This window comes from Lacinutrix undariae (genome assembly GCF_052934785.1).
In genome coordinates this window covers 1,849,171-1,871,878 of record NZ_CM128809.1, presented here as the reverse complement: position 1 = coordinate 1,871,878, position 22,708 = coordinate 1,849,171, and the positions used below count along the sequence as shown (strand labels likewise).

Annotated in this window: 16 protein-coding genes; 11 read left to right on the top strand and 5 right to left on the bottom strand. The window is 32.1% G+C overall.

The annotated features are described in order from the left end of the window. The first annotated feature begins 1 nt into the window (after nucleotide 1). Nucleotides 2–1,282, top strand: coding sequence for a rod shape-determining protein RodA (gene rodA, locus ACU4C5_RS08275; RefSeq protein ID WP_446843725.1), 1,281 nt, complete (start codon nucleotides 2–4; stop codon nucleotides 1,280–1,282). A gap of 82 nt (nucleotides 1,283–1,364) precedes the next feature. Here rodA and ACU4C5_RS08270 read toward each other — a convergent pair whose 3' ends face one another. The 4 genes from ACU4C5_RS08270 to ACU4C5_RS08255 all read right to left on the bottom strand — a co-directional run bounded on the left by ACU4C5_RS08270 (nucleotide 1,365) and on the right by ACU4C5_RS08255 (nucleotide 13,268). Further along, nucleotides 1,365–4,337 (bottom strand): T9SS type A sorting domain-containing protein, encoded by a 2,973-nt coding sequence (locus ACU4C5_RS08270; RefSeq protein ID WP_446843724.1) that lies wholly within the window; start codon nucleotides 4,335–4,337, stop codon nucleotides 1,365–1,367. A 68-nt stretch (nucleotides 4,338–4,405) separates the two neighbouring features. Beyond that, nucleotides 4,406–7,387 (bottom strand): RemA C-terminal-like gliding motility protein, encoded by a 2,982-nt coding sequence (locus ACU4C5_RS08265; protein WP_446843723.1) that lies wholly within the window; start codon nucleotides 7,385–7,387, stop codon nucleotides 4,406–4,408. A gap of 38 nt (nucleotides 7,388–7,425) precedes the next feature. Continuing rightward, a complete protein-coding gene (locus ACU4C5_RS08260; RefSeq protein WP_446843722.1) occupies nucleotides 7,426–10,413 on the bottom strand; it encodes a T9SS type A sorting domain-containing protein in 2,988 nt (995 codons plus the stop codon). A 218-nt stretch (nucleotides 10,414–10,631) separates the two neighbouring features. After that, nucleotides 10,632–13,268, bottom strand: a complete 2,637-nt coding sequence (locus ACU4C5_RS08255; protein ID WP_446843721.1) for a valine--tRNA ligase — start codon at nucleotides 13,266–13,268, stop codon at nucleotides 10,632–10,634. A 186-nt stretch (nucleotides 13,269–13,454) separates the two neighbouring features. Between ACU4C5_RS08255 and ACU4C5_RS08250 the strand changes: the two genes are divergently transcribed. The 5 genes from ACU4C5_RS08250 (at nucleotide 13,455) to ACU4C5_RS08230 (ending at nucleotide 17,878) form a co-directional block, all read left to right on the top strand. Then, nucleotides 13,455–13,880, top strand: a complete 426-nt coding sequence (locus ACU4C5_RS08250; protein WP_446846442.1) for a DUF1573 domain-containing protein — start codon at nucleotides 13,455–13,457, stop codon at nucleotides 13,878–13,880. Nucleotides 13,881–14,149: 269 nt separating this feature from the next. Continuing rightward, on the top strand, nucleotides 14,150–15,340 hold the full coding sequence (locus ACU4C5_RS08245; RefSeq protein WP_446843720.1) for a pyridoxal phosphate-dependent aminotransferase: 1,191 nt from the start codon (nucleotides 14,150–14,152) through the stop codon (nucleotides 15,338–15,340). After that, nucleotides 15,341–16,354, top strand: coding sequence for a UDP-N-acetylmuramate dehydrogenase (gene murB, locus ACU4C5_RS08240; RefSeq protein WP_446843719.1), 1,014 nt, complete (start codon nucleotides 15,341–15,343; stop codon nucleotides 16,352–16,354). It abuts the gene before it with no gap. Between the two features lie 184 nt (nucleotides 16,355–16,538). Beyond that, nucleotides 16,539–17,069, top strand: coding sequence for an RNA polymerase sigma factor (locus tag ACU4C5_RS08235; protein ID WP_446843718.1), 531 nt, complete (start codon nucleotides 16,539–16,541; stop codon nucleotides 17,067–17,069). An 11-nt stretch (nucleotides 17,070–17,080) separates the two neighbouring features. After that, the gene (locus tag ACU4C5_RS08230) at nucleotides 17,081–17,878 is read left to right on the top strand and encodes an anti-sigma factor domain-containing protein (RefSeq protein WP_446843717.1); all 798 of its coding nucleotides are present in this window, start codon (nucleotides 17,081–17,083) and stop codon (nucleotides 17,876–17,878) included. Between the two features lie 71 nt (nucleotides 17,879–17,949). Here the strand turns inward: ACU4C5_RS08230 and aqpZ are convergent, their stop codons facing one another. Next, nucleotides 17,950–18,639, bottom strand: coding sequence for an aquaporin Z (aqpZ, locus tag ACU4C5_RS08225; RefSeq protein WP_446843716.1), 690 nt, complete (start codon nucleotides 18,637–18,639; stop codon nucleotides 17,950–17,952). A 152-nt stretch (nucleotides 18,640–18,791) separates the two neighbouring features. Here aqpZ and ACU4C5_RS08220 point away from each other — a divergent pair, with 152 nt between their 5' ends. The 5 genes from ACU4C5_RS08220 to gap all read left to right on the top strand — a co-directional run bounded on the left by ACU4C5_RS08220 (nucleotide 18,792) and on the right by gap (nucleotide 22,654). After that, complete coding sequence (locus tag ACU4C5_RS08220; protein WP_446843715.1) at nucleotides 18,792–18,995, top strand: membrane or secreted protein; 204 nt, start codon at nucleotides 18,792–18,794, stop codon at nucleotides 18,993–18,995. A 6-nt stretch (nucleotides 18,996–19,001) separates the two neighbouring features. Next, complete coding sequence (locus tag ACU4C5_RS08215) at nucleotides 19,002–20,114, top strand: glycosyltransferase (protein WP_446843714.1); 1,113 nt, start codon at nucleotides 19,002–19,004, stop codon at nucleotides 20,112–20,114. Next, on the top strand, nucleotides 20,105–20,653 hold the full coding sequence (locus ACU4C5_RS08210) for an RNA polymerase sigma factor (protein WP_446843713.1): 549 nt from the start codon (nucleotides 20,105–20,107) through the stop codon (nucleotides 20,651–20,653). The genes ACU4C5_RS08215 and ACU4C5_RS08210 overlap by 10 nt, the downstream gene beginning before the upstream one ends. A gap of 128 nt (nucleotides 20,654–20,781) precedes the next feature. Beyond that, entirely contained in the window at nucleotides 20,782–21,660 is an 879-nt protein-coding gene (gene lipA / locus ACU4C5_RS08205; protein ID WP_446843711.1) for a lipoyl synthase, read from the top strand. Between the two features lies 1 nt (nucleotide 21,661). Beyond that, nucleotides 21,662–22,654, top strand: coding sequence for a type I glyceraldehyde-3-phosphate dehydrogenase (gap, locus tag ACU4C5_RS08200; RefSeq protein WP_446843710.1), 993 nt, complete (start codon nucleotides 21,662–21,664; stop codon nucleotides 22,652–22,654). The last annotated feature ends 54 nt before the right edge of the window (nucleotides 22,655–22,708 follow it).

The window sequence follows — 22,708 nt, the reverse complement described above, 5'->3', positions numbered from 1 at the left end:
CATGTTAAGAGAAAATCATAGAGGTTTTAAGTTTGATTGGGTGACTATTGTTTTATTTTTAGCACTAGTTGGCTTTGGGTGGTTAAATATATTATCGGCATCTCATGAAGGTGAAATCATCACGTATTTCAACACCAGTTTACCTTACGGGAAACAACTTTTGTTTATTATGCTAACCATCGTTTTAATAGGGATTATTCTCTCCATTGAAGCCAAGTTTTATGAACGGTTTGCAAGTGTAATTTATATCATTTCCATGCTCTCTCTTGTTGGCTTATTTATCTTCGGAAAAAACGTAAACGGTGCCACATCATGGTACGGAATTGGAGGTATGACCTTCCAACCCAGTGAGTTTGCTAAATTTGCAACATCATTAGCTGTTGCTAAATACATTAGTGATTTACAAACTAACATGAAATCACTAAGCGATCAATTAAAAACCATTGCAATAATTGTAATACCTGCAATACTTATTTTATTACAAAATGATGCCGGTAGTACTGTAGTCTACGCTTCTTTTTTCTTTGTATTTTACAGAGAAGGTTTACAGCAAATCTATCTAATTATTGGTGTAATTATTATGCTCCTTTCTGTAATTTCTTTAAAATTTGGTATTCTTATTTCTGCAGGTGTTTCCTTAATTATCATTGCAGCATTGTACTTTTTCATGAAGAAAAAACGCCCTTCAATAATACAACCTATGATTGTATTTGTGTTGTGTGTGGTGTTTTCTTTTGGAGTAAAAACCTTTTATGATAGTATTTTAAAACCACATCAAAAAGACAGAATTAGTTTGTGGTTACGTCTAGAAAAAGATCCTGTAAAATTACAACAGATGAAAAAAACGATTCTTTATAACTTAAACGAATCGGAAAAAGCAATTAGCTCTGGTGGCCTTAACGGAAAAGGATTTCTTGAAGGCACACGAACTACAGGAAAGTTTGTACCCGAACAACATACAGATTACATTTTTAGTACCGTTGGAGAAGAGTGGGGATTTTTAGGAAGTGCTATGGTAGTGATTTTATTTGTTAGTTTAATTATTAGAATACTTTACCTCGCCGAAGCGCAAAAAAATCAATTTAGTAGGGTTTATGGCTACTGTGTAGCCTCAATACTATTTGTCCATTTTACAATTAACACAGGAATGGTAATGGGCTTAATTCCAACAGTTGGTATTCCTCTACCCTTTTTTAGTTATGGTGGCTCTGGACTTTGGGGATTTGCTATTTTACTGTTTATTTTTGTAAAGTTAGATTCCAACAAAATAAACGAGTGGTAAACAAAAAAAAGAGAACCTTCATTAAGATTCTCTTTTATATATTTTATGTATAACTTCAAGTTAATGAAATTTATATCTTTCCCTAACGCTTCACAAATTTAAGCTTTGTTGTTACGCCATTATCTTGAGTAATTTCAGCAACATAAATACCCGTTTTTAAAACTGAAAGGTTGATTTCATTACTTTCAATAGCATTGAAATTTGCCATATTCTGCCCTAATATATTATTAATATTTAAGCTTTTAATAGCGCTTAAATTTTCTATTCCATCTAAAACTAAAGTATCACTATTCATATTATAAAATACTGAAATTTCATTAGTATTTACATCTTCAATAGATAAAGCTTCGGCATTTTGATATACAACTACAAAACGCGAATTGTAAACCCCTTCTGAAAGATTTAATGTTACACTATCTTGAGATATATCATAAAAAGAATTAGTCACATTATCTTTTAAATAAATAGTTTCACCTTCCGGAAAATTTAAGGTTTCACTAATTGTAAACGTATAATTTCCGGCATCTGTAACATGAACTCCTAGCGGAATTTCATCAGACACCTGAAAATCATGTAGTCCTTGAATACGTAATTCTTCATCAGGAATAGTCCAATATATTTCATTTGATTTCTCATTTAATACTCTAGAGTCATAACCATTATCAAAACCACTAGAAGCATTAATATCATAACCTAAAGCAATTTTATACTCATAGTCTTCACTACTCGTAAAACTTAACCAATATTTAATTCGGGTATCTGTTACCGCTTCTTGTGCTGTTCTATAAAATGTAGCTTCGTTTAAAGATTCTCTAGCAAATATACGCTGAGAGTTTTTAAATATAACATCACCACTAGCAATCACTCTAACAAAAAATCCTTGAGCAACAGAGATATTTCCTGTTGGAGCACCTTTAGAAAAAGCTGTAGATCCTGGTGCTTCAACTGAACTTACTAAATTTAAGGTTGCATAACCACCTTGATATTCTGATAACACGTGTGAATCATTTGTATCAAAATGTTCATAAAAATAAATAGTTCCATCAATTACGGAGGCGTTGTTATCTGAAATAAATTGATGAGCATCTAATGCCGATGGGTATGGATTTCCTACTAAAATTTCATCACCTGCAGATACACTTATAACTATATCTCCATCGTTTGCTGTTCCTTTAAAAACATATTCTTGTTCAGCATCCACTGTATTTCCAGACCCTTTCATTGTGTATCCTAAACCTGGAGCAATTTCAGTAGCAGGAGTAATATAATTCCAATCTGCATAAGCATTGGTAAGTCCGTTAAATGTATATAACCAACGGCTACTTAACATTGTTGAACCTCCTGAAGTGCTCGCATTATTACTTGATGTAAAACTTACTGAACCTGCAGCAGTTTCTAGGTAGTTTATTTTCCAGTTTCCATTTCTTTGTACAGGAGAACTCCAATAATTGTAATTATATAAGTTGCTAGAACCTTGTTGTACACCTGTTAAATTTCCACTTCCACTATTTAAAGAGGTTCCAGTATGATTCTGAATTAATTGTGCTTCGTTTAAAAGATTAATAGTTCCGTTATTAACAATACCATTTTCAACTTCTAATAATATGCCATCAGCAACTTGTAATACTCCTCCTGCTTCAATCTCAATTTCTCTTACATGTGCATCTACATTTAAAATTGCTGTACTTCCGGCTTTTACAGTTAATTTTAAACATTCATCAGTATCATTTGGAGCATTTGAAGCACCAGATCCGTTAAAGAAAGTAGTACCATCCCAAACAATTTGATCGGTGTTACGTACTGTAAAATAATCATTATCTGAAAAAACTACACCTGTAGCAGTTGCGATAGTTCCAGAAACAGTAAGATTATATGTGATTGGACTACTGAAGTCACTATCGTTGTCAACAATCATTTTAAATTGATCACAATGTATAGCTGTTGAAAAATCTGTAATATCAAAAGCGACAGTAACTGTTCCTAAATTTCCTATTTTACTTACTCTCCATTTAGAGTTTAATTGTTCGGTATAATTGGTTGTTTCAGTTACTAAAGCATAAGAAGGTGCTTTTGTTTCTTCTCCCCAAAATAAAAAATCATTATTTGATAAAGCAGAAGGTGTATGGATTCTCACAATACCTGTTCCTTGCGAATCAGTATGACTACTACCATCTGATGCTTGTCCTATTCCTGCAACATTATGATCAAAGTTTCCATTTGCTACATCATCTTGAATATAAAAATCATTAGCTGTTAATGCATTATTATATTTTGAAGACAAATAATTATCAATAATAATACGTTGAGCTGCATTTACTTTTTCTTTATATATAGCTAATTCAGTTATATTCCCTTCAAATCCATTAGTTCCTCCTGTAAAGCCACCAATATTAAATTGCTGAGAAGCGTATGAATTATAGGTTGAACTTCCTCCTCGTGACACTAACAAGTCTTCATTACGATATAATTGCTTTCCAGAAGCAGGATGAGCATCATATGACCAAATTGAATAATCTAACAAGCCTGTTAATCCACCTACTTGTAATCTTGAACTACTACTACAACATTGTCCTATATCGTAATACACAGTACCATTCCAAGGTATATGATTTGAAAAACGTGTAGAACTTTCTAAATTATCAGTAGTATATACACATGATGTTTGTGAGGTCTTATTTGCTTTTGCCATAAGAAACGAAGACGCTTCATTTACAATAAAATTAGTAGCAGTTAAGGTATAACCAGTCCGCATTCTATTACTTCCATTAAAAGCAACTTCTCCGTAACCATTTACAGTTCCAACGTTTAAAGTTGGTCTTAGTGTATTGGTTTCACTCATATTGAATTCGGGAATTCCTGCTGAATTAAGCCAACTATCAATTAATGTTCCTGTAGTAGATAATCCGTTATCTGGACGGTACCACATAATTAAACTAGACCCCCCATTATTAGCACCTACTCCACCAGGTCCTGTTTGTGCAAATACATAAGATGGTATTGCAAAAATGAATAGTATTACCGATAGGATGGTGAAAGTTGTGTGTTTTTTTGACATAAAAGTAAATATAAATAAAAATTTTGAGGAAAAATTTTTATATGAGAAAAATTGTGAGCGTTATTAAATTAACGCTTCACAAATTTAAGCTTCGTTGTTACGCCATTATCTTGAGTGATTTCAGCAACATAAATACCCGTTTTTAAAACTGAAAGGTTGATTTCATTACTTTCAATAGCATTAAAATTTGCCATATTCTGTCCTAATACATTATGAATATTTATACTTTTAATAGCGTTTAAATTCTCAATACCTTTTAACACCAATTCATCTTTATTAAGATTATAAAATACTGAAATATCACTTGTATTTACATCTCCTATAGATAAGCTTTCTTCTATTTGATATACAATAGAAAAACGAGAATCATCAACACCTTCTGTTAAGTTTAAAGTTACAGGATTATCTGTAATATTATAATAACTGTGAGTCTTAGCATCTTTCAAATAAATGGTTTCACTTTCAGGGAAGTTTAAAGTTTCACTAATTTCAAACGTATAATCTCCAGAATTTGTAATACGAAGTCCTAGAGGAATATCTTCTGAGACTTCAAAATTATGTAATCCTTGGATAGCTAATTCTTCATCAGTAATAGTCCAATATATTTCATTTGATAAATCGTTATATGTGCGACTATCATAACCGTAATCAAAATCATCACTAGCATTTGTATCATATCCTAAAGCGATGGTTGATTCGTTTTCATTAGCATCCTTAAACTGAAGCCAAAATTTAATTCGAGTATCGGTTACCGATTCTTGAGCGGTTCTAAAAAAAGTAGATTCACCTGAAGATTCTTTTACAAACACACGTTGGCTGTTAGTAAATGTAATATTACCATTAGTATATGCTCTTACAAAAAAGCCTTGTCCTACTGGAATATTCTTTTTCGGACCTCCTTTTAAAGATACTCCTCCATTTACAGGTGGTGCCGGCGATCCTACTCCTCCTAATAAATTGTATACCCCATAACCACCTTGATATTCAACTAAATTGTGAGTATCGTTAGTTTGAAATTGTTCGTAATAATAAATAGTCCCGTCAATAACACCTATATTATCATGAATAAATTGATCAGCATCTAATGCAGATGTGTATGGATTACCAATTAAAATTTCATCACCTGCAGATACACTTATAACTATATCTCCATCGTTTGCTGTTCCTTTAAAAACATATTCTTGTTCGGCATCCACCGTGTTTCCAGACCCTTTCATTGTGTATCCTAAACCTGGAGCAATTTCAGTAGCAGGAGTAATATAGTTCCAATCTGCATAAGCATTGGTAAGTCCGTTAAATGTATATAACCAACGGCTACTTAATACTGTTGAACCTCCTGAAGTGCTCGCATTATTACTTGATGTAAAACTTACTGAACCTGTAGCAGTTTCTAGGTAGTTTATTTTCCAGTTTCCATTTCTTTGTACAGGAGAACTCCAATAATTGTAGTTATATAAGTTGCTAGAACCTTGTTGTACGACTGTTAAATTTCCACTTCCACTATTTAAAGAGGTTCCTGTATGATTCTGAATTAACTGTGCTTCGTTTAAAAGATTAATAGTTCCGTTATTAACAATACCATTTTCAACTTCTAATAATATGCCATCAGCAACTTGTAATACTCCTCCTGCTTCAACCTCAATTTCTCTTACATGAACATCTGCAGTAACAACAGCTATATCGCCTGATTTTACAGTTAATTTTAAACACTCATCAGTATCATTTGGCGCATTTGAAGCACCAGATCCGTTAAAGAAAGTCGTACCATCCCAAACAATTTGATCCGTATATCTTAAGGTAAAATAATCTCCATCATCAAAACCTAATCCATTTGTATTATAAACAAACTCTGTTGCAGTCTCTGTTAACGGGTATACTCTTAATGATGCTCCAGTAAAACTGGAATTATCAGCAACTATCAATTCCAATTGAGTACAACCAGATATTACAGACAAGTTAAGATCACTCTTTTTAATATTAACCATTAACCTATCATTAATTCCAAAAGGCTCACTAACTCTCCACATAGTATCTATATGATCCTGATAATCTGATGTATTTAAAGAGAAACTATATGTTGCGTTTTTATTATTTTCCCCCCAAAATAAATACTTACCATTTCCCAATCCAGACTTACTAATTCTTATAATCCCTGTTCCTTGAGAATTTAAATGCTGATTTAGATTATCAACTCTTGAAATACCTGCAACATTGTGGTCAAAATCACCATTTGCAGGATTATCCTGTGTATAATAATCTTCAGCAATACTAATATTATACTTAGCTGATAAATAATTATTAACAATAATACGTTGTGCCGAATTTAAAACAGCATCATACATTACAATCTCACCTATTTCTCCTTTAAAAAAATAATTTGGAGTACTTTCATTTCTACCTGCTCCAATCCTAAAAGGTCTAGAAGTATTAGCCACCATATCATGGGTTGATGTCGCATTTAAAGCATTGTCGATAAACAACCTTTTACCATCTACTTCATTTTTATAATACAAATTTTGAACAGACCAATTATTTGTAGTTGATAATGCTCCCCCAGTAGTTTGCCATGAACTATTAGTTCCTGTCCAAAAAGACCAAGTATCTGAACTTGGACTCGCATACAATATAAAACCTTTAGTTACACTTCCTGCTGGATCATCTCTACTTGAAAGAACAGCCTTATAAGAAGATGAGTTAGACACATTACTTACAGAAAACACACTAAACTCCTCTGGATTTAATTTACTTTCGAAAGATTTTTGTAAATACTGATTAACGCCATTAAACCCATATGCATTGTAACCATTAACAGTATTAATATTTAATACTGAACCAGCACCATCAACGAAGCTGAAGTTATTTCCTGATTGATCTTCTAAAACACTAGCTGTATTAGCCCCTTTATCTGGATTAAGCCATAAAACTAACTCTGAAGTTCCATCGGTTGCACCTACCCCACCAGGTCCTGTTTGTGCAAATACATAAGATGGTATTGCAAAAATGAATAGTATTATCGATAGGATGGTGAAAGTTGTGTGTTTTTTTGACATAAAAGTAAATATAAATAAAAATTGTGAGCGTTATTAAATTAACGCTTCACAAATTTAAGCTTTGTTGTTACGCCATTATCTTGAGTGATTTCAGCAATATAAATACCCGTTTTTAAAACTGAAAGGTTGATTTCATTACTTTCAACAGTATTAAATGTCACTATATTCTGTCCTAATATATTATGAATATTTACACTTTTAATAGCATTTAAATTTTCTATTCCATCTAAAACTAGAGTTTCTTTATTCATATTATAGAATACTGAAACCTCATTAGTATTTATATCTCCTATAGATAAGCTTTCTTCTGTTTGATATACAATAGAAAAACGAGAATCATCAACACCTTCTATTAAGTATAACGTTACAGGATTATCTGTAATATTATAATAACTGTTAGTTTGAGCATCTTTTAAATATATAGTTTCACTTTCAGGAAAGTTTAAAGTTTCACTGATTTCAAACGTATAATCTCCAGAATTTGTAATACGAAGTCCTAAAGGAATATTATCTGAGACTTCAAAATTATGTAATCCTTGGATAGCTAATTCTTCATCAGTAATAGTCCAATATATTTCATTTGATAAATCGTTATATGTGCGACTATCATAACCGTAATCAAAATCATCACTAGCATTTGTATCATATCCTAAAGCGATGGTTGATTCGTTTTCATTAGCATCCTTAAACTGAAGCCAAAATTTAATTCGAGTATCGGTTACCGATTCTTGAGCGGTTCTAAAAAAAGTAGATTCACCTGAAGATTCTTTTACAAACACACGTTGGCTGTTAGTAAATGTAATATTACCATTAGTATATGCTCTTACAAAAAAGCCTTGTCCTACTGGAATATTCTTTTTCGGACCTCCTTTTAAAGATACTCCTCCATTTACAGGTGGTGCCGGCGATCCTACTCCTCCTAATAAATTGTATACCCCATAACCACCTTGATATTCAACTAAATTGTGAGTATCGTTAGTTTGAAATTGTTCGTAATAATAAATAGTCCCGTCAATAACACCTATATTATCATGAATAAATTGATCAGCATCTAATGCAGATGTGTATGGATTACCAATTAAAATTTCATCACCTGCAGATACACTTATAACTATATCTCCATCGTTTGCTGTTCCTTTAAAAACATATTCTTGTTCGGCATCCACCGTGTTTCCAGACCCTTTCATTGTGTATCCTAAACCTGGAGCAATTTCAGTAGCAGGAGTAATATAGTTCCAATCTGCATAAGCATTGGTAAGTCCGTTAAATGTATATAACCAACGGCTACTTAATACTGTTGAACCTCCTGAAGTGCTCGCATTATTACTTGATGTAAAACTTACTGAACCTGTAGCAGTTTCTAGGTAGTTTATTTTCCAGTTTCCATTTCTTTGTACAGGAGAACTCCAATAATTGTAGTTATATAAGTTGCTAGAACCTTGTTGTACGACTGTTAAATTTCCACTTCCACTATTTAAAGAGGTTCCTGTATGATTCTGAATTAACTGTGCTTCGTTTAAAAGATTAATAGTTCCGTTATTAACAATACCATTTTCAACTTCTAATAATATGCCATCAGCAACTTGTAATACTCCTCCTGCTTCAACCTCAATTTCTCTTACATGAACATCTGCAGTAACAACAGCTATATCGCCTGATTTTACAGTTAATTTTAAACACTCATCAGTATCATTTGGCGCATTTGAAGCACCAGATCCGTTAAAGAAAGTCGTACCATCCCAAACAATTTGTCCTGGAGTACGCACTGTAAAATAATCATTATCAGAAAAAACTACACCTGTAGCAGTAGCGGTAGTTCCAGAAACTACAAGTTCGTAAGATGTTGGACTTGTAAAGTCACTATCGTTATCCACAACTAATTTTAATTTATCACAATATACAGAAGTTAAAAAATCACTAATATCAAAAGTTACTGTTACTGTATTTATACTTCCTGTTTTACTTACTCTCCATTTTGTATTTAATTGATCACTATAAGTAATTGGATCACTAACTAAAGCGTAAGAAACAGCTTTGGTCTCTTCTCCCCAAAACAAGAAAGTTTCACCTGTTAAATTTGAAGGGTTATTAATTCTAACAATTCCTGAGCCTTGAGAATCTGTATGATTAGTTCCATCTGATGCTTGACCTATTCCTGCAACATTATGATCAAAGTTTCCATTTGCTACATCATCTTGAGTATATAGATCGTTTTCAGTTAAAGCGATATCATATTTTGCAGATAAATAATTATTTACAATAACACTTTCAGCTGCATTCAACTTATAATTAAAATGGATAAGCTCAGACATTTCACCTTTAGCGTATTTATGATAACCAACATTCATCGTCCCAATTGTTAAAGGTTCGTTTGAATTAATAATACTAGTGCTAGTTTCTCCTCCTGTTTTTATTAGCCCACCATTTCTATACATAGAACTTCTAGGACCAGATGGATTATCTCCATCAAAATCAAAACTTAAAATATAGTTTTCATCATTAGAAAAAGATGTAGAATTTGCGCTATAACGATTGTTTTGAGTTACAATATCTGTTGTAAGCTTATTATCATAGAAAAAAAAGTCATAAGCATACTGGTTTGAAGTTGAATAATTAGTTCTTTTACCAACTATCCCATGTACATCATTACTACCATATAGCCCTTTTGGTTTAAATATAGTGAAATAAGTAATTTCACTAGTTCCATCTAAAACATCAGCATCTTCAACTCTTAACCAATCTCTAACACCGTTAAAATCGATACTAGGATAATTATTAAAAGAAGAACTACTAATAAAAGATGGTTTTTCAGTAGCAATGGTTTGATTGGCATCATTATTATTACCAGAAACATCACGCCAAGTAGATACATCATCTCCATTTGAGAGACTTAAATCATCGGCTTTTAGCCATAATCCATTTGTTGTAGAGTTTCCAACACCACCGGGTCCGGTTTGTGCTAAAAGAGTGTAAACAGGTAAAAACAATGCTAAAAGCATTACATTGAAGGTTAATTTATTAATCATGCTATAGTATTAGGGGACAACGAAGATATAGAAAGAAATCTCCTACTTAAAACATTTTAACGAAGACATTTAGACATTTCGATGAACCGATATTTATAACCGATGACGGTAGTAAAAATTAATTTTTAGACGAAAAAATAAAATGAAAATTAATTTTTTGTTAACAAAAAAAAGCCTTTTCATAATTGAAAAGGCTTTTAAATTTAAGTTATTCTATTTTATTTCAAACTAGATAAACTTGCTTTTAGTGTCTCTATTTTAGCTAAAGCATCTGCTTCTTTTTTACGTTCATTTGCAATAACTTGTTCTGGAGCTCCGGCAACAAAACGTTCGTTAGACAACTTCTTTTGTACCGATTTTAAGAAACCTTCCGTATACTTTAATTCTTCAGTAAGTTTTTTAATTTCTGCTTCAATATCAATTGCGCCATCCATTGGAATAAAATACTCGTTAGATTTCACCCTAAAAGTCAAAGCACCTTCTACTGGCTCCGTAACATATTCTATAGTTTCTAGATTTCCTAATTTAGAAATAACCGCATCAAATGCTGTATTAGATTTTTCATTGTTTATTACAGAAAAACCTATAGCATCTTTAAACGCTATATTTTTTTCTTTTCTAACGGTTCTAATTCCAGAAATCACTTCCGAAGCAAATTCAAACTGAGAAATAATCTCCGTATTTATTGGTTTTACTTCTGGCCATTTTGCTACAATTAATGCTTCCTCTGGAGTACGTTCAGCAATATATTGCCAAATATCTTCGGTTAAGAAAGGCATAAATGGGTGTAATATCTTTAAGTTATCCTCAAAAGCAGACATTACTTTATTGTACGTTATAGCATCAATTGGCTGTTGGTATGCTGGTTTTACTATTTCTAATAACCATCCACAAAAATCATCGTAAATTAATTTATAGATAGACATTAAAGCATCACTTAAACGGTATTTACTAAAGTGGTCTTCAATTTCTACTAATACAGTACTAAATTTTGCTTCGTACCAATCTAAAGCTATTTTGCTTGAGTTAGGTTGCTCAATCGTATCGCTAACGTCCCATAAATTGGTTAAGTTAAAAGCATTCCATATTTTGTTTCCAAAACCTTTTCCTTGTTGGCAAAGTGCTTCGTCAAACATTAAATCGTTTCCTGCTGCGCTACTAAATAACATTCCAACACGTACACCATCGGCACTGTATTCTTCAATTAATTTTAGTGCATCTGGTGAGTTCCCTAAAGATTTACTCATTTTACGACGTTGCTTATCACGAACTAAACCTGTTAAATACACATTATTAAAAGGTTTTTCGTCTTTATACTCGTAACCCGCAATAATCATACGTGCTACCCAAAAGAATAAAATATCTGGTCCAGTAACTAAATCGTTAGTTGGGTAATAGTATTTAATTTCTTCGTTTTCAGGGTTTCTTATGCCATCAAAAACAGACATTGGCCATAACCAAGAAGAGAACCATGTATCTAATGCGTCTGTATCTTGTTTTAAGTCTTCGGCTTTTAAATCTGATTTACCTGTTACTTTCTGTGCTTTTTCAAGAGCAGCTTCCATAGTTTCAGCAACTACAAAATCTTCTTTTCCATCGCCATAGAAATAGGCCGGAATTTGTTGTCCCCATAATAACTGTCTAGAAATATTCCAATCGCGAATATTCTCTAACCAGTGACGGTATGTATTTTCAAATTTCTTTGGAAATAATTTTATCTCGGCATCTTCTCCTAAAACAGCTTCGATTGCTGGTTTTACCAACTCTTCCATTTTTAAGAACCATTGGTCGCTTAATCTTGGCTCAATAACTGCTTTGGTACGTTCAGACGTTCCTACTTTATTCATGTGTATTTCAGTTTTCACTAAAACACCTAATGTTTCTAATTCTTTTGCTACATTTTTTCTTGCTACAAACCGATCTTGACCTTCAAATTGTAACCCAAAGCTATTTAAACTAGCATCTTCATGAAAGATATCAATAACTTCTAATTTATGTTTATCTCCAAGATTTTTATCGTTTTCATCGTGTGCAGGTGTTACTTTTAAACAACCTGTACCAAACTCAACATCTACATATTCGTCTTCAATAATAGGAATTACTCGTCCACAAATTGGTACGATGGCTTTTTTTCCACGTAAGTGTGCAAAACGTTCATCTTCTGGATTGATACAAATTGCACTATCTCCAAAAATAGTTTCTGGTCTTGTGGTTGCAATGGTTAATGTATCGTCGCTTCCTTCAATTTTATAATTAATATAATAAAGGTTTCCTTGGCGTTCTTCGTGAATAACTTCTTCATCAGACAAGGTTGTTTTTGCTTCAGGATCCCAGTTTACCATACGGTAACCTCTGTAAATAAGTCCTTTTTCGTGTAAATCAACAAATACTTTTATTACTGCTTCAGACATATCGTCATCCATTGTAAATTTAGTACGTTCCCAATCACAAGAACATCCTAATTTTTTAAGTTGATCTAAAATTACACCACCATATTCTTCGGTCCATTCCCAAGCATGTTCTAAAAACTCTTCTCTTGTTAAGTCGTTTTTATCTATTCCTTGTTCTTTTAATTTCGCCACAACTTTTGCTTCGGTAGCAATAGATGCATGATCTGTACCGGGTACCCAACACGCATTTTTACCTTGCAAACGTGCACGACGAATTAAAACATCTTGAATGGTATTATTAAGCATATGTCCCATGTGCAATACTCCTGTGACGTTTGGTGGAGGAATTACAATAGTATATGGTTCTCTTTCATCTGGTGTAGAATGAAAATAATTATGTTTCATCCAGTAGTCGTACCACTTGCTTTCTACATTTGTTGCATCATATTTTGACGGAATGCTCATACTTTGGAATAGTTTTTGAATATTGAGTTACAAAAGTACTTATATTTCTTTTTTTGTGAAATTATAAAGACGATTAATGACCATTTTTATAATAACAATGTTAAGATTAGAGTCCATGCTCTTTTTTATTTTGCAAAACGGTAAAAAGTAAGTAATTTTGATAGTATCAATTTAAACCTTAAAATGATGAAAAACTTAATACTAATTTTATTTGTTAGCGTAATGAGTTTTGGTGCTTCTGCACAAAACAAAGTCGCTAAAATAGAATTCAAAACAGATGTTATTGATTACGGAACTATAGAAAAAGGATCAAACGGTGTACGTATTTTTGAATTTACAAACACAGGAGATGCCCCTTTAATTATTTCAAATGTAAAATCAACTTGTGGATGTACAGTACCAAAAAAACCAGACGGTCCTATTATGCCTGGTCAAACTGGAGAAATCTCAGTAAAATACGATACTAATAGAGTAAATCCTATTAGAAAAACAATTACTGTAACTTCTAATGCTGAAACACCTACAATAGCTTTAAAAATTAAAGGTCTTATTATAGACTCTAGCAAAACTAGTGTACTAAAAAAGAAAACAACAAGCGTGATGGAGCAATAATCTATGCGTTTAAATAGTATAAAAAAGCCTTCGTAATTGAAGGTTTTTTTTGTTTTAAATGGTGAGCCGTTTTTCGACATAAATAATGAATACTTTAAAATTATTGATGTTAACTAAAATATTTCAACATTAAGAAAACACGCACAAAAACAATCACAAACAACTAAAAAACAAACCTTTAAATTACAAAAAGTTTAACGGTTTTTTTAATACATTTTTATAAAAACTCTGAGATAATTTTCAGAACTTTGCCTTCTAAATTTAATCAAATGCCAGTAATTTCAACTAAAGGGCAATTAATGCCAGAATCTCCAATAAGAAAGTTAGTACCTTATGCTGAACAAGCTTACAAACAAGGGAAAACAGTTTACCATCTTAATATTGGGCAACCCGACATAAAGACACCTCAAGTAGCACTAGATGCAGTAAAAAATAACTCATTAGATATCTTAGCTTATACAAGATCTGAAGGTTCTGATAGTTACAGAACTAAGATTGCCGAGTATTACGCAAAGAATGATATTCATGTTACAAAAGAAGATATTATTGTAACTACTGGTGGTAGTGAAGCTTTATTATTTGCCTTTGGAAGTATTATGGATTCTGATGATGAAATTATTATTCCAGAACCATTTTACGCAAATTACAATGGATTCTCTACAGCATCTGATGTAAAAGTTGTGCCTGTAATTTCTAAAATTGAAAACAACTTTGCTTTACCAGCTGTTGCAGAGTTTGAAAAATTAATTACATCTAAAACTAAAGCTATTCTTATTTGTAACCCAGGAAACCCTACAGGTTACTTATATTCAAAAGAAGAAATCAAACAATTAGCAGCGTTAGTAAAAAAACATGATCTGTTTTTAATTGCCGATGAAGTATACAGAGAATTTGTATATGACGGAATTGATTTTTACTCAATTATGCAAGAAGAAGGCATTGAGGAAAATGCAATTATTATCGATTCGGTTTCTAAACGTTACAGCATGTGTGGTGCAAGAATTGGTTATTTAGTATCTAGAAATAAAACATTTATTAAAACGGCTTTAAAATTTGCACAAGCAAGATTAAGTCCGCCAACATTAGCTCAAATTGCTGGTGAAGCTGCATTAGCAACACCACAAAGTTATTTTGATGAAGTTATTGTTGAATACGTACAAAGACGAAATACTTTAATTACTGAACTTGAAAAAATAGACGGTATAAAAGTAGCAAAACCTAACGGTGCTTTTTATTGTATTGCTGAATTACCTATTAACAATGCCGATAAATTTGCGCAATGGTTATTAGAGGATTTTGATGTTAATGGTGAAACTGTAATGGTTGCTCCTGCTGCTGGTTTTTATTCAACTCCAGGTGTTGGACTTAACCAAATTAGAATTGCTTACGTACTTAATGAAGAAAGTTTAATTAAAGCAGTTAGCATCTTAAAAGCAGCATTAAAAGTGTACAAAGACTAAATGCATATTCAAGAAAACATATCTTTAAAACCGTACAACACTTTTGGTATAGACGCCAAAGCAAGTTATTTTGTAGTGGTAACTAATACGCAACAACTTCAAGACGTTTTAGCCCTTGAGGGATACCCAAAACCTTTTATTTTAGGAGGAGGAAGTAATATGTTACTCACAAAAGATCTTGATGCTTTAGTAATTCATGTAAATATTAAAGGGATTGAAATCATTTCGGAAACCGAAAATGAAGTTATTGTAAAAGCTAGTGCTGGTGAAAACTGGCACGAGTTTGTACAATGGTGTTTAGCTCATAATTTTGGTGGTGTTGAGAATCTTTCTTTAATACCAGGAAATGTTGGTACTGCTCCAATACAAAATATTGGTGCTTACGGCGTGGAATTAAAAGATGTATTTAAATCTTGTGACACTTTACATATTAAAAGTAAAACACTTAAAACGTTCACAAAAGCAGAATGCAATTTTGGATATAGAGAATCTGTTTTTAAACAAGCCGAAAAAGGCAACTATATTATTACCTCTGTTTCTTTTAAACTCACTAAAAACAAACATATCATTCGCACAGGTTACGGTGCTATTTTAGCTGAATTAAAAGATAAAAACATTGAAACACCAACAATTCAGGAGGTTTCAAAAGCTATTATAGCTATTAGAGAAAGTAAACTCCCCGATCCTAAAAAAATAGGAAATAGCGGAAGTTTCTTTAAAAATCCAATTATCAATAAAGCTAAATTTGATATACTTTTAAAGAGTTTTCCTGAAGCACCAAGTTATGTGATTTCAGAAAATGAAATAAAAGTTCCTGCCGGATGGCTTATTGAGACGTCAGGATTTAAAGGAAAAACTTTTAGTAATTATGGTGTACACAAAAAACAAGCTTTGGTACTTGTAAATTATAGTGATGCTAAAGGACAAGATATTTTAAACTTAGCACATTTAATACAAGATACTGTATTACGTCTTTTTGATATTCATATTGAAACTGAAGTTAATATCATATAAATTAGAAAGCCTCAAATGAAAAATGAGGCTTTTATTCTTTATACAAACAATCAAAAACACATTTAAAACTAAAATAACCTAAGTAGTATTTATTTAGTAATTTTACAACCACATTTAGATCCCTACAAAAAAGCCTTTTAAATAAAGTAAAACGTTTTTTTACTAACACTTAAATTTTAAATCTTTGAGCCAGTCAATTGAAGAAAAAATAGTAACGCTCCTTCAAAAAGGAGACAAAGCTGCTTTAAATATACTCTATGAAAATTACTCAAATAGTCTTTATGGTGTTATTTTAAAAATAACAATAAATAAAGAGCTAGCTAAAGATGCTTTACAAGAAACCTTTGTAAAAGTCTGGAAAAATGCTAAAAAATACGACTCAAAAAAAGCTAAGCTATTTACTTGGTTATTTCGTATTGCTCGAAACACAGCTATTGATAAATTAAGAAGTCATAATAATAGATTTGAGAAGGAAGTCCAAATCGATAAATCAAACGTATATATTTTACCAGCAACAAGTATAAATCAAGATACTATAGATTTAAAAAAACATGTTGCAACACTAGATAAAAAATATCAAATTGTACTAAAAGCATTGTTTTTTGAAGGCATGACGCAGCAAGAAGCAAGTGACGAATTAGATATTCCGTTAGGAACTATTAAATCTAGATTAAAAATTGGACTTAGAGAATTAAAAAAAATCTACGTCGATTAAACCTATATATTATGAAAAAAGAATTACAAACTTTCTTAAATGCAGGCCTACTGGATAAATATATTCTAGGAACTGCAACCCCTGAAGAAACACAGGAAACAGAACATTATATTGACACCTACCCTGAAGTTGAAGCTGAATATATTAAATTACAAAACAATTTAGAAACTCTAGCTAACGTACAAGCTGTAGAAGCGCCAGCATTTATATTAGACGCTATACATGAAGAGCTAGATGACACACCTGTAATTGCATTACAAACTGAGACGCCTGTAAGTAAAACACCTTGGTATAGTATTGCTGCGAGTATTGCTGCATTTATTTTTGCTGGTTATTCATTTATGTTATTTCAACAAAACAGATCTTTAACTAGAGAAAACCAAGTGGTAGTTGATGAAATTTTTGATATCAGAAACGACATCAATAGCAATAATGAAAAGTTAGATAATATGATGCGTCAGTTTATGAAACTGAACAATCCTGAAACCGAAAAATATGTATTACGTGGTAATGACAGAGCTAAAGATTTAAAAACTGTAGCATATATTAACGCGGTTGATAAAACCTCTTTAATTGATGTAGTTTCTCTACCTCAATTACCAGAAAATCAAACCTACCAAATTTGGGCAGAATTACAAGATCGTATGGTAAACTTAGGAATTTTAGACACTAAAGATAAGCGTTTTAAAAACATCCCTTATATGGAAGACGCACTTGGCCTAAGTATTACTATTGAACCTAAAGGCACTCCAAACACTAATAGTGCAGATAATGAAGTTGCCGAAATCACTTTAAAAAATATTAAGTAACACAAAATATACCGCATAAAAAAAGGGAGTACTTTAATTAGTATTCCCTTTTTTTTTAGTCTTTCTTAAGATTATTCAGCTTTATCTAAAACTAATTTATAAATAAATCCAGCTACAATTGCCCCAGCAATAGGTGCAACCCAGAACAGCCATAACTGAGGTAAGTACTCTCCTCCAGCAAATAATGCCTGACTTGTAGATCTTGCAGGATTTACAGATGTATTTGTAATAGGGATACTAATTAAATGAATAAGCGTTAAACCTAAACCAATAGCTATAGGTGCAAAACCTTTAGGCGCTCTTTCGCTTGTACTTCCTAAGATAATTAATAAGAAAAATAAGGTTAATAAAAATTCAGCAATAAAAGCCGAAGTCATTGAGTAACCTCCAGGAGATAAAGTATCGTACCCATTAGATGCAAAACCACCAACACCAGTAAAACCATGCTGACCAGAAACAATTACATATAATAATCCTGCTGCAGCAACACCTCCAATAAGTTGTGCTACAATATAACCTGGTAAATCTTTTGCCGAAAATTTCCCTCCAGCCCATAATCCTATAGATACTGCCGGATTAAAATGACCTCCCGAAATATGCCCCACAGCAAAAGCCATAGTTAATACGGTTAAACCAAAAGCTAATGCAACACCAGCAAATCCAATTCCTAACTCTGGGAAAGCTGCTGCAAAAACGGCACTTCCGCAACCTCCAAACACTAACCAAAACGTTCCAAAGAATTCTGCAAATAATTTTTTCATAATATATACATTTTAATAATTATAGTTCTCTCAGTAGTTAAGACCCTATATTTATTAAAAAGTCACAACTAGAGATACAAACACTTTTACATCTTAACAGATTGTTTAGAATTATTATCTGAAAAAACTATATCTTTGTATAAAATTTTACAATGAAACTTTTATTACTCACATTAGCACTTTTAGGTATAGGAGTAGCAGGTATTGCTATTAAACTATGGGCTAAAAAAGACGGGAAATTTGCAGGAACTTGTGCAAGTCAAAATCCAATGCTTAATAAAGACGGAGATGCTTGTGGTTTTTGCGGAAAAACTCCAGATCAATTTGAAAACTGTAACGATACTCAACATTCATAGTTTTTAATGCTTCTACTTACAATTGCATTCTACATTTTTATTGTAGTTATTGCTGTTCAAACTTTTTTTTACGTTGGTATATTTGCTAAATTCTCTAGTACTTCGGCAAAACAAAAAATTAACAGCCAGCAACCTATATCTGTAATTATTTGTGCTAAAAACGAAGAAGAAAACTTAAAAGAATTCCTCCCTTCAATTTTAACTCAAGATTACCCGAATTTTGAAATCATACTTATTAATGATAGCTCTAGTGATGACACCCTAGAAGTTATGGAAGCGTTTAAAGCTAAAGATGATCGCATAAAGATTGTTGACGTAAAAAGCATTGAAGTTTTTTGGGGAAATAAAAAATATGCACTTACACTTGGTATAAAAGCAGCTAAGCATGATACTTTATTATTTACGGATGCCGACTGTAAGCCTGTTTCTACACATTGGATTAGTCAAATGAGTAGCCATTTTTCAGACACTAAATCCTTAGTTATTGGGTATGGAGGTTATGAAAAAATCAAAAATTCGTTTTTAAACAAAGTCATTCGTTTTGAAACACTCTTAACAGCTACTCAATACTTTTCTTACGCAGCAATAGGCATGCCTTACATGGCTGTTGGACGAAACTTAGCATACAAAAGTGACCTGTTTTATGAGGCCAAAGGCTTTATGAGTCATATGGATATACTTTCGGGAGATGATGATTTATTTGTAAACCAAGTCGCTACCAAAAGTAATACAGCGCTTTGTTTTTCAGAAGATAGCTTTACCATTTCAAAACCTAAAACAACCTACCGTAATTGGATACTTCAAAAACGAAGACACGTTAACACAGCAACACGATACAAGTTAAAGCATCAAATTTTATTAGCCTTATTTTATTCTTCGCAAATCTTGTTTTGGGTCTTAGCAATCATACTATTAAGCTTACAATTCAACTGGATTATTGTCGCAGTACTTTCTGGTTTCAGGCTAATAATGCTATACGCTATATTTGGAATGACTGCTAAGAAATTTAATGAAAAAGATCTATTATTATTTCTACCTGTTTTCGAAATATTTTTAATTATAGCGCAATTCTTTATCTTTATAAAAAATATAAGCTCAAAACCAAATCATTGGAAATAAAAGACGCCATTGAAAAAGCAAAAAACAACGACCAAATAGCGTTTAATTTTTTATTAGACACTTATTGGAATGCAGTTTATGGCTTTCAACTTAAACGCACCGAAAACGAAAATGATGCGGAAGACATCACTATACAAACATTTTCAAAAGCTTTTGATAAAATTCAAACTTATAATGATAACTATGTTTTTAAAACATGGCTAATTACTATTTCTAAAAATATTCATATTGATTTAATTAGAAAGCAAAAAGCAACTATTCCTAGTACATCTACAGAAACTGTAAAAGGTAAATTTTACGATATTATTGATGAATCTCTTTCTCCAGAAGATAAATTAATTACTGAGCAAAATTTAGCGAAACTGCTACGTGATATTAAAAAACTTAAACCTAGTTACCAAAAAGTTATCAACTTAAGATACTTTCAGGAATTGAGTTACAAAGAAATTTCGGAAGAACTAAACGACCCTATAAGTAATGTAAAAGTAAAATTACTTAGAGCAAAAAAACTACTTGCCGAGATTATAAAAAAGAAGTAATTCGGCATTAAAAACAAAGTTAATCCCCTACAATTAAATCGTTTATTTTTTACATAAACGGTATTTATTATCTTAACATCTTTTTACAATTATACTTTGTATCTTTGCTACTGCAAATTACAATGTAAATGAATACAGAAATAGCTACAAAAACGCCGTCACAAAGACAACCTAAACCAAAATGGCTACGTGTAAAATTACCAACAGGTAAGAAATACACCGAGCTAAGAGGCTTAGTTGATAAGTATAAATTAAACACAATCTGTACCTCTGGAAGTTGCCCAAACATGGGTGAATGCTGGGGAGAAGGAACTGCTACATTTATGATTTTAGGAAATGTATGTACGCGTTCTTGTGGATTTTGCGGTGTAAAAACGGGGCGTCCAGAAACTTTAGATTGGGATGAACCTGAAAAAGTAGCACGTTCTATAAAAATAATGGACATTAAACACGCAGTATTAACTAGTGTGGATAGAGATGACATTAAAGATATGGGAAGTATTATGTGGGCTGAAACAGTGAAAGCTGTAAGACGAATGAACCCTAATACAACTATTGAAACCCTAATTCCGGATTTTCAAGGTATAGAACATCATATTGATAGAATTATTGAAGTTGCACCAGAAGTTGTATCTCACAATATTGAAACCGTAAGACGTTTAACACGTGATGTACGTATACAAGCTAAATACGATAGAAGTCTTGGTGTTTTAAAATACCTAAAATCTCAAGGACAACGCCGTACAAAATCTGGTATTATGCTAGGTCTTGGAGAAACTAGAGAAGAAGTTATTGCAACACTTCATGACCTTAAAGCTAATGATGTAGATGTGGTTACAATTGGGCAGTATTTACAGCCTAGTAAAAAACATTTACCTGTAAAACAGTTTATCCTTCCCGACCAATTTAAAGAATACGAAGAAATAGGTTTAGAGTTAGGTTTTAGACATGTAGAAAGTAGTGCTTTAGTGAGATCATCATACAAAGCTCAAAAACACATAAACTAATATGATTAGAGTTGCCATTAATGGCTTTGGGCGCATTGGAAGACGTGTGTTTAGACTTATTGAAGATCGCAATGACATAGAAATTGTTGCTATCAATGATTTAGCCGATGCAAGAACCTTATCACATCTTTTAAAATACGATAGTATTCATGGCGTTTTAAAACAAAACGTAACTCATGATGACACACATATTATTGTAAATGAAAGATTAGTGAAATTACTAAACCACAATCACCCTCAAGCAATTGATTGGTCACCTTACAATGTAGATTTTGTTATTGAAGCTACAGGTAAATTTAAAACTAAAACCGAATTACAACATCATATTAACAATGGTGCAAAACGTGTTATTTTATCTGTACCATCAACTCAAGACGATATAAAAACAGTTGTTTTAGGAGTTAATGATCATATTATAGATGGTTCTGAAAGCATAATTTCAAACGCGTCTTGTACCACAAATAATGCTGCACCAATGATTTCGGTTATTGATAAACTTTGCGGGGTAAAACAAGCCTACATTACAACGGTTCACTCCTACACTACAGACCAAAGTTTACACGATCAACCACATCGCGATTTACGAAGAGCTAGAGCTGCAGGACAATCTATTGTACCAACAACTACAGGAGCTGCAAAAGCATTAACAAAGATTTTTCCAAATTTATCTGAAGTTATTGGAGGTTGCGGAATTAGAGTTCCTGTCGCTAACGGATCACTAACAGATATTACTTTTAATGTTGAAAAAACCGTGAGTATTCAAGACATTAATAATGCTTTTAAAACAGCTTCAAAAAATGAACTAAAAGGGATTTTAGAATACACCCAAGACCCCATCGTTTCTATTGATATTGTAGGGAACACACATTCTTGCATTTTTGATTCTCAAATGACATCGGTGATTGGTAATATGATAAAGATTATTGGGTGGTATGACAATGAAACAGGATACTCCTCTCGTATTTTAGACTTAATTTATCATTTAAGTAATTAAGAATTAATTTTATTGACATTAATAAGTATATTTGTTTAAATAAAAATGGTCTAA

Coding starts and splice junctions, on each gene's coding strand:
- aqpZ (WP_446843716.1), bottom strand. CDS start 18,639: ATGAAAAAATTATTTGCAGAATTCTTTGGAACGTTTTGGTTAGTGTTT.
- ACU4C5_RS08245 (WP_446843720.1), top strand. CDS start 14,150: ATGCCAGTAATTTCAACTAAAGGGCAATTAATGCCAGAATCTCCAATA.
- ACU4C5_RS08230 (WP_446843717.1), top strand. CDS start 17,081: ATGAAAAAAGAATTACAAACTTTCTTAAATGCAGGCCTACTGGATAAA.
- ACU4C5_RS08270 (WP_446843724.1), bottom strand. CDS start 4,337: ATGTCAAAAAAACACACAACTTTCACCATCCTATCGGTAATACTATTC.
- gap (WP_446843710.1), top strand. CDS start 21,662: ATGATTAGAGTTGCCATTAATGGCTTTGGGCGCATTGGAAGACGTGTG.
- ACU4C5_RS08220 (WP_446843715.1), top strand. CDS start 18,792: ATGAAACTTTTATTACTCACATTAGCACTTTTAGGTATAGGAGTAGCA.
- rodA (WP_446843725.1), top strand. CDS start 2: ATGTTAAGAGAAAATCATAGAGGTTTTAAGTTTGATTGGGTGACTATT.
- lipA (WP_446843711.1), top strand. CDS start 20,782: ATGAATACAGAAATAGCTACAAAAACGCCGTCACAAAGACAACCTAAA.
- ACU4C5_RS08215 (WP_446843714.1), top strand. CDS start 19,002: ATGCTTCTACTTACAATTGCATTCTACATTTTTATTGTAGTTATTGCT.
- murB (WP_446843719.1), top strand. CDS start 15,341: ATGCATATTCAAGAAAACATATCTTTAAAACCGTACAACACTTTTGGT.
- ACU4C5_RS08260 (WP_446843722.1), bottom strand. CDS start 10,413: ATGATTAATAAATTAACCTTCAATGTAATGCTTTTAGCATTGTTTTTA.
- ACU4C5_RS08255 (WP_446843721.1), bottom strand. CDS start 13,268: ATGAGCATTCCGTCAAAATATGATGCAACAAATGTAGAAAGCAAGTGG.
- ACU4C5_RS08265 (WP_446843723.1), bottom strand. CDS start 7,387: ATGTCAAAAAAACACACAACTTTCACCATCCTATCGATAATACTATTC.
- ACU4C5_RS08250 (WP_446846442.1), top strand. CDS start 13,455: ATGAAAAACTTAATACTAATTTTATTTGTTAGCGTAATGAGTTTTGGT.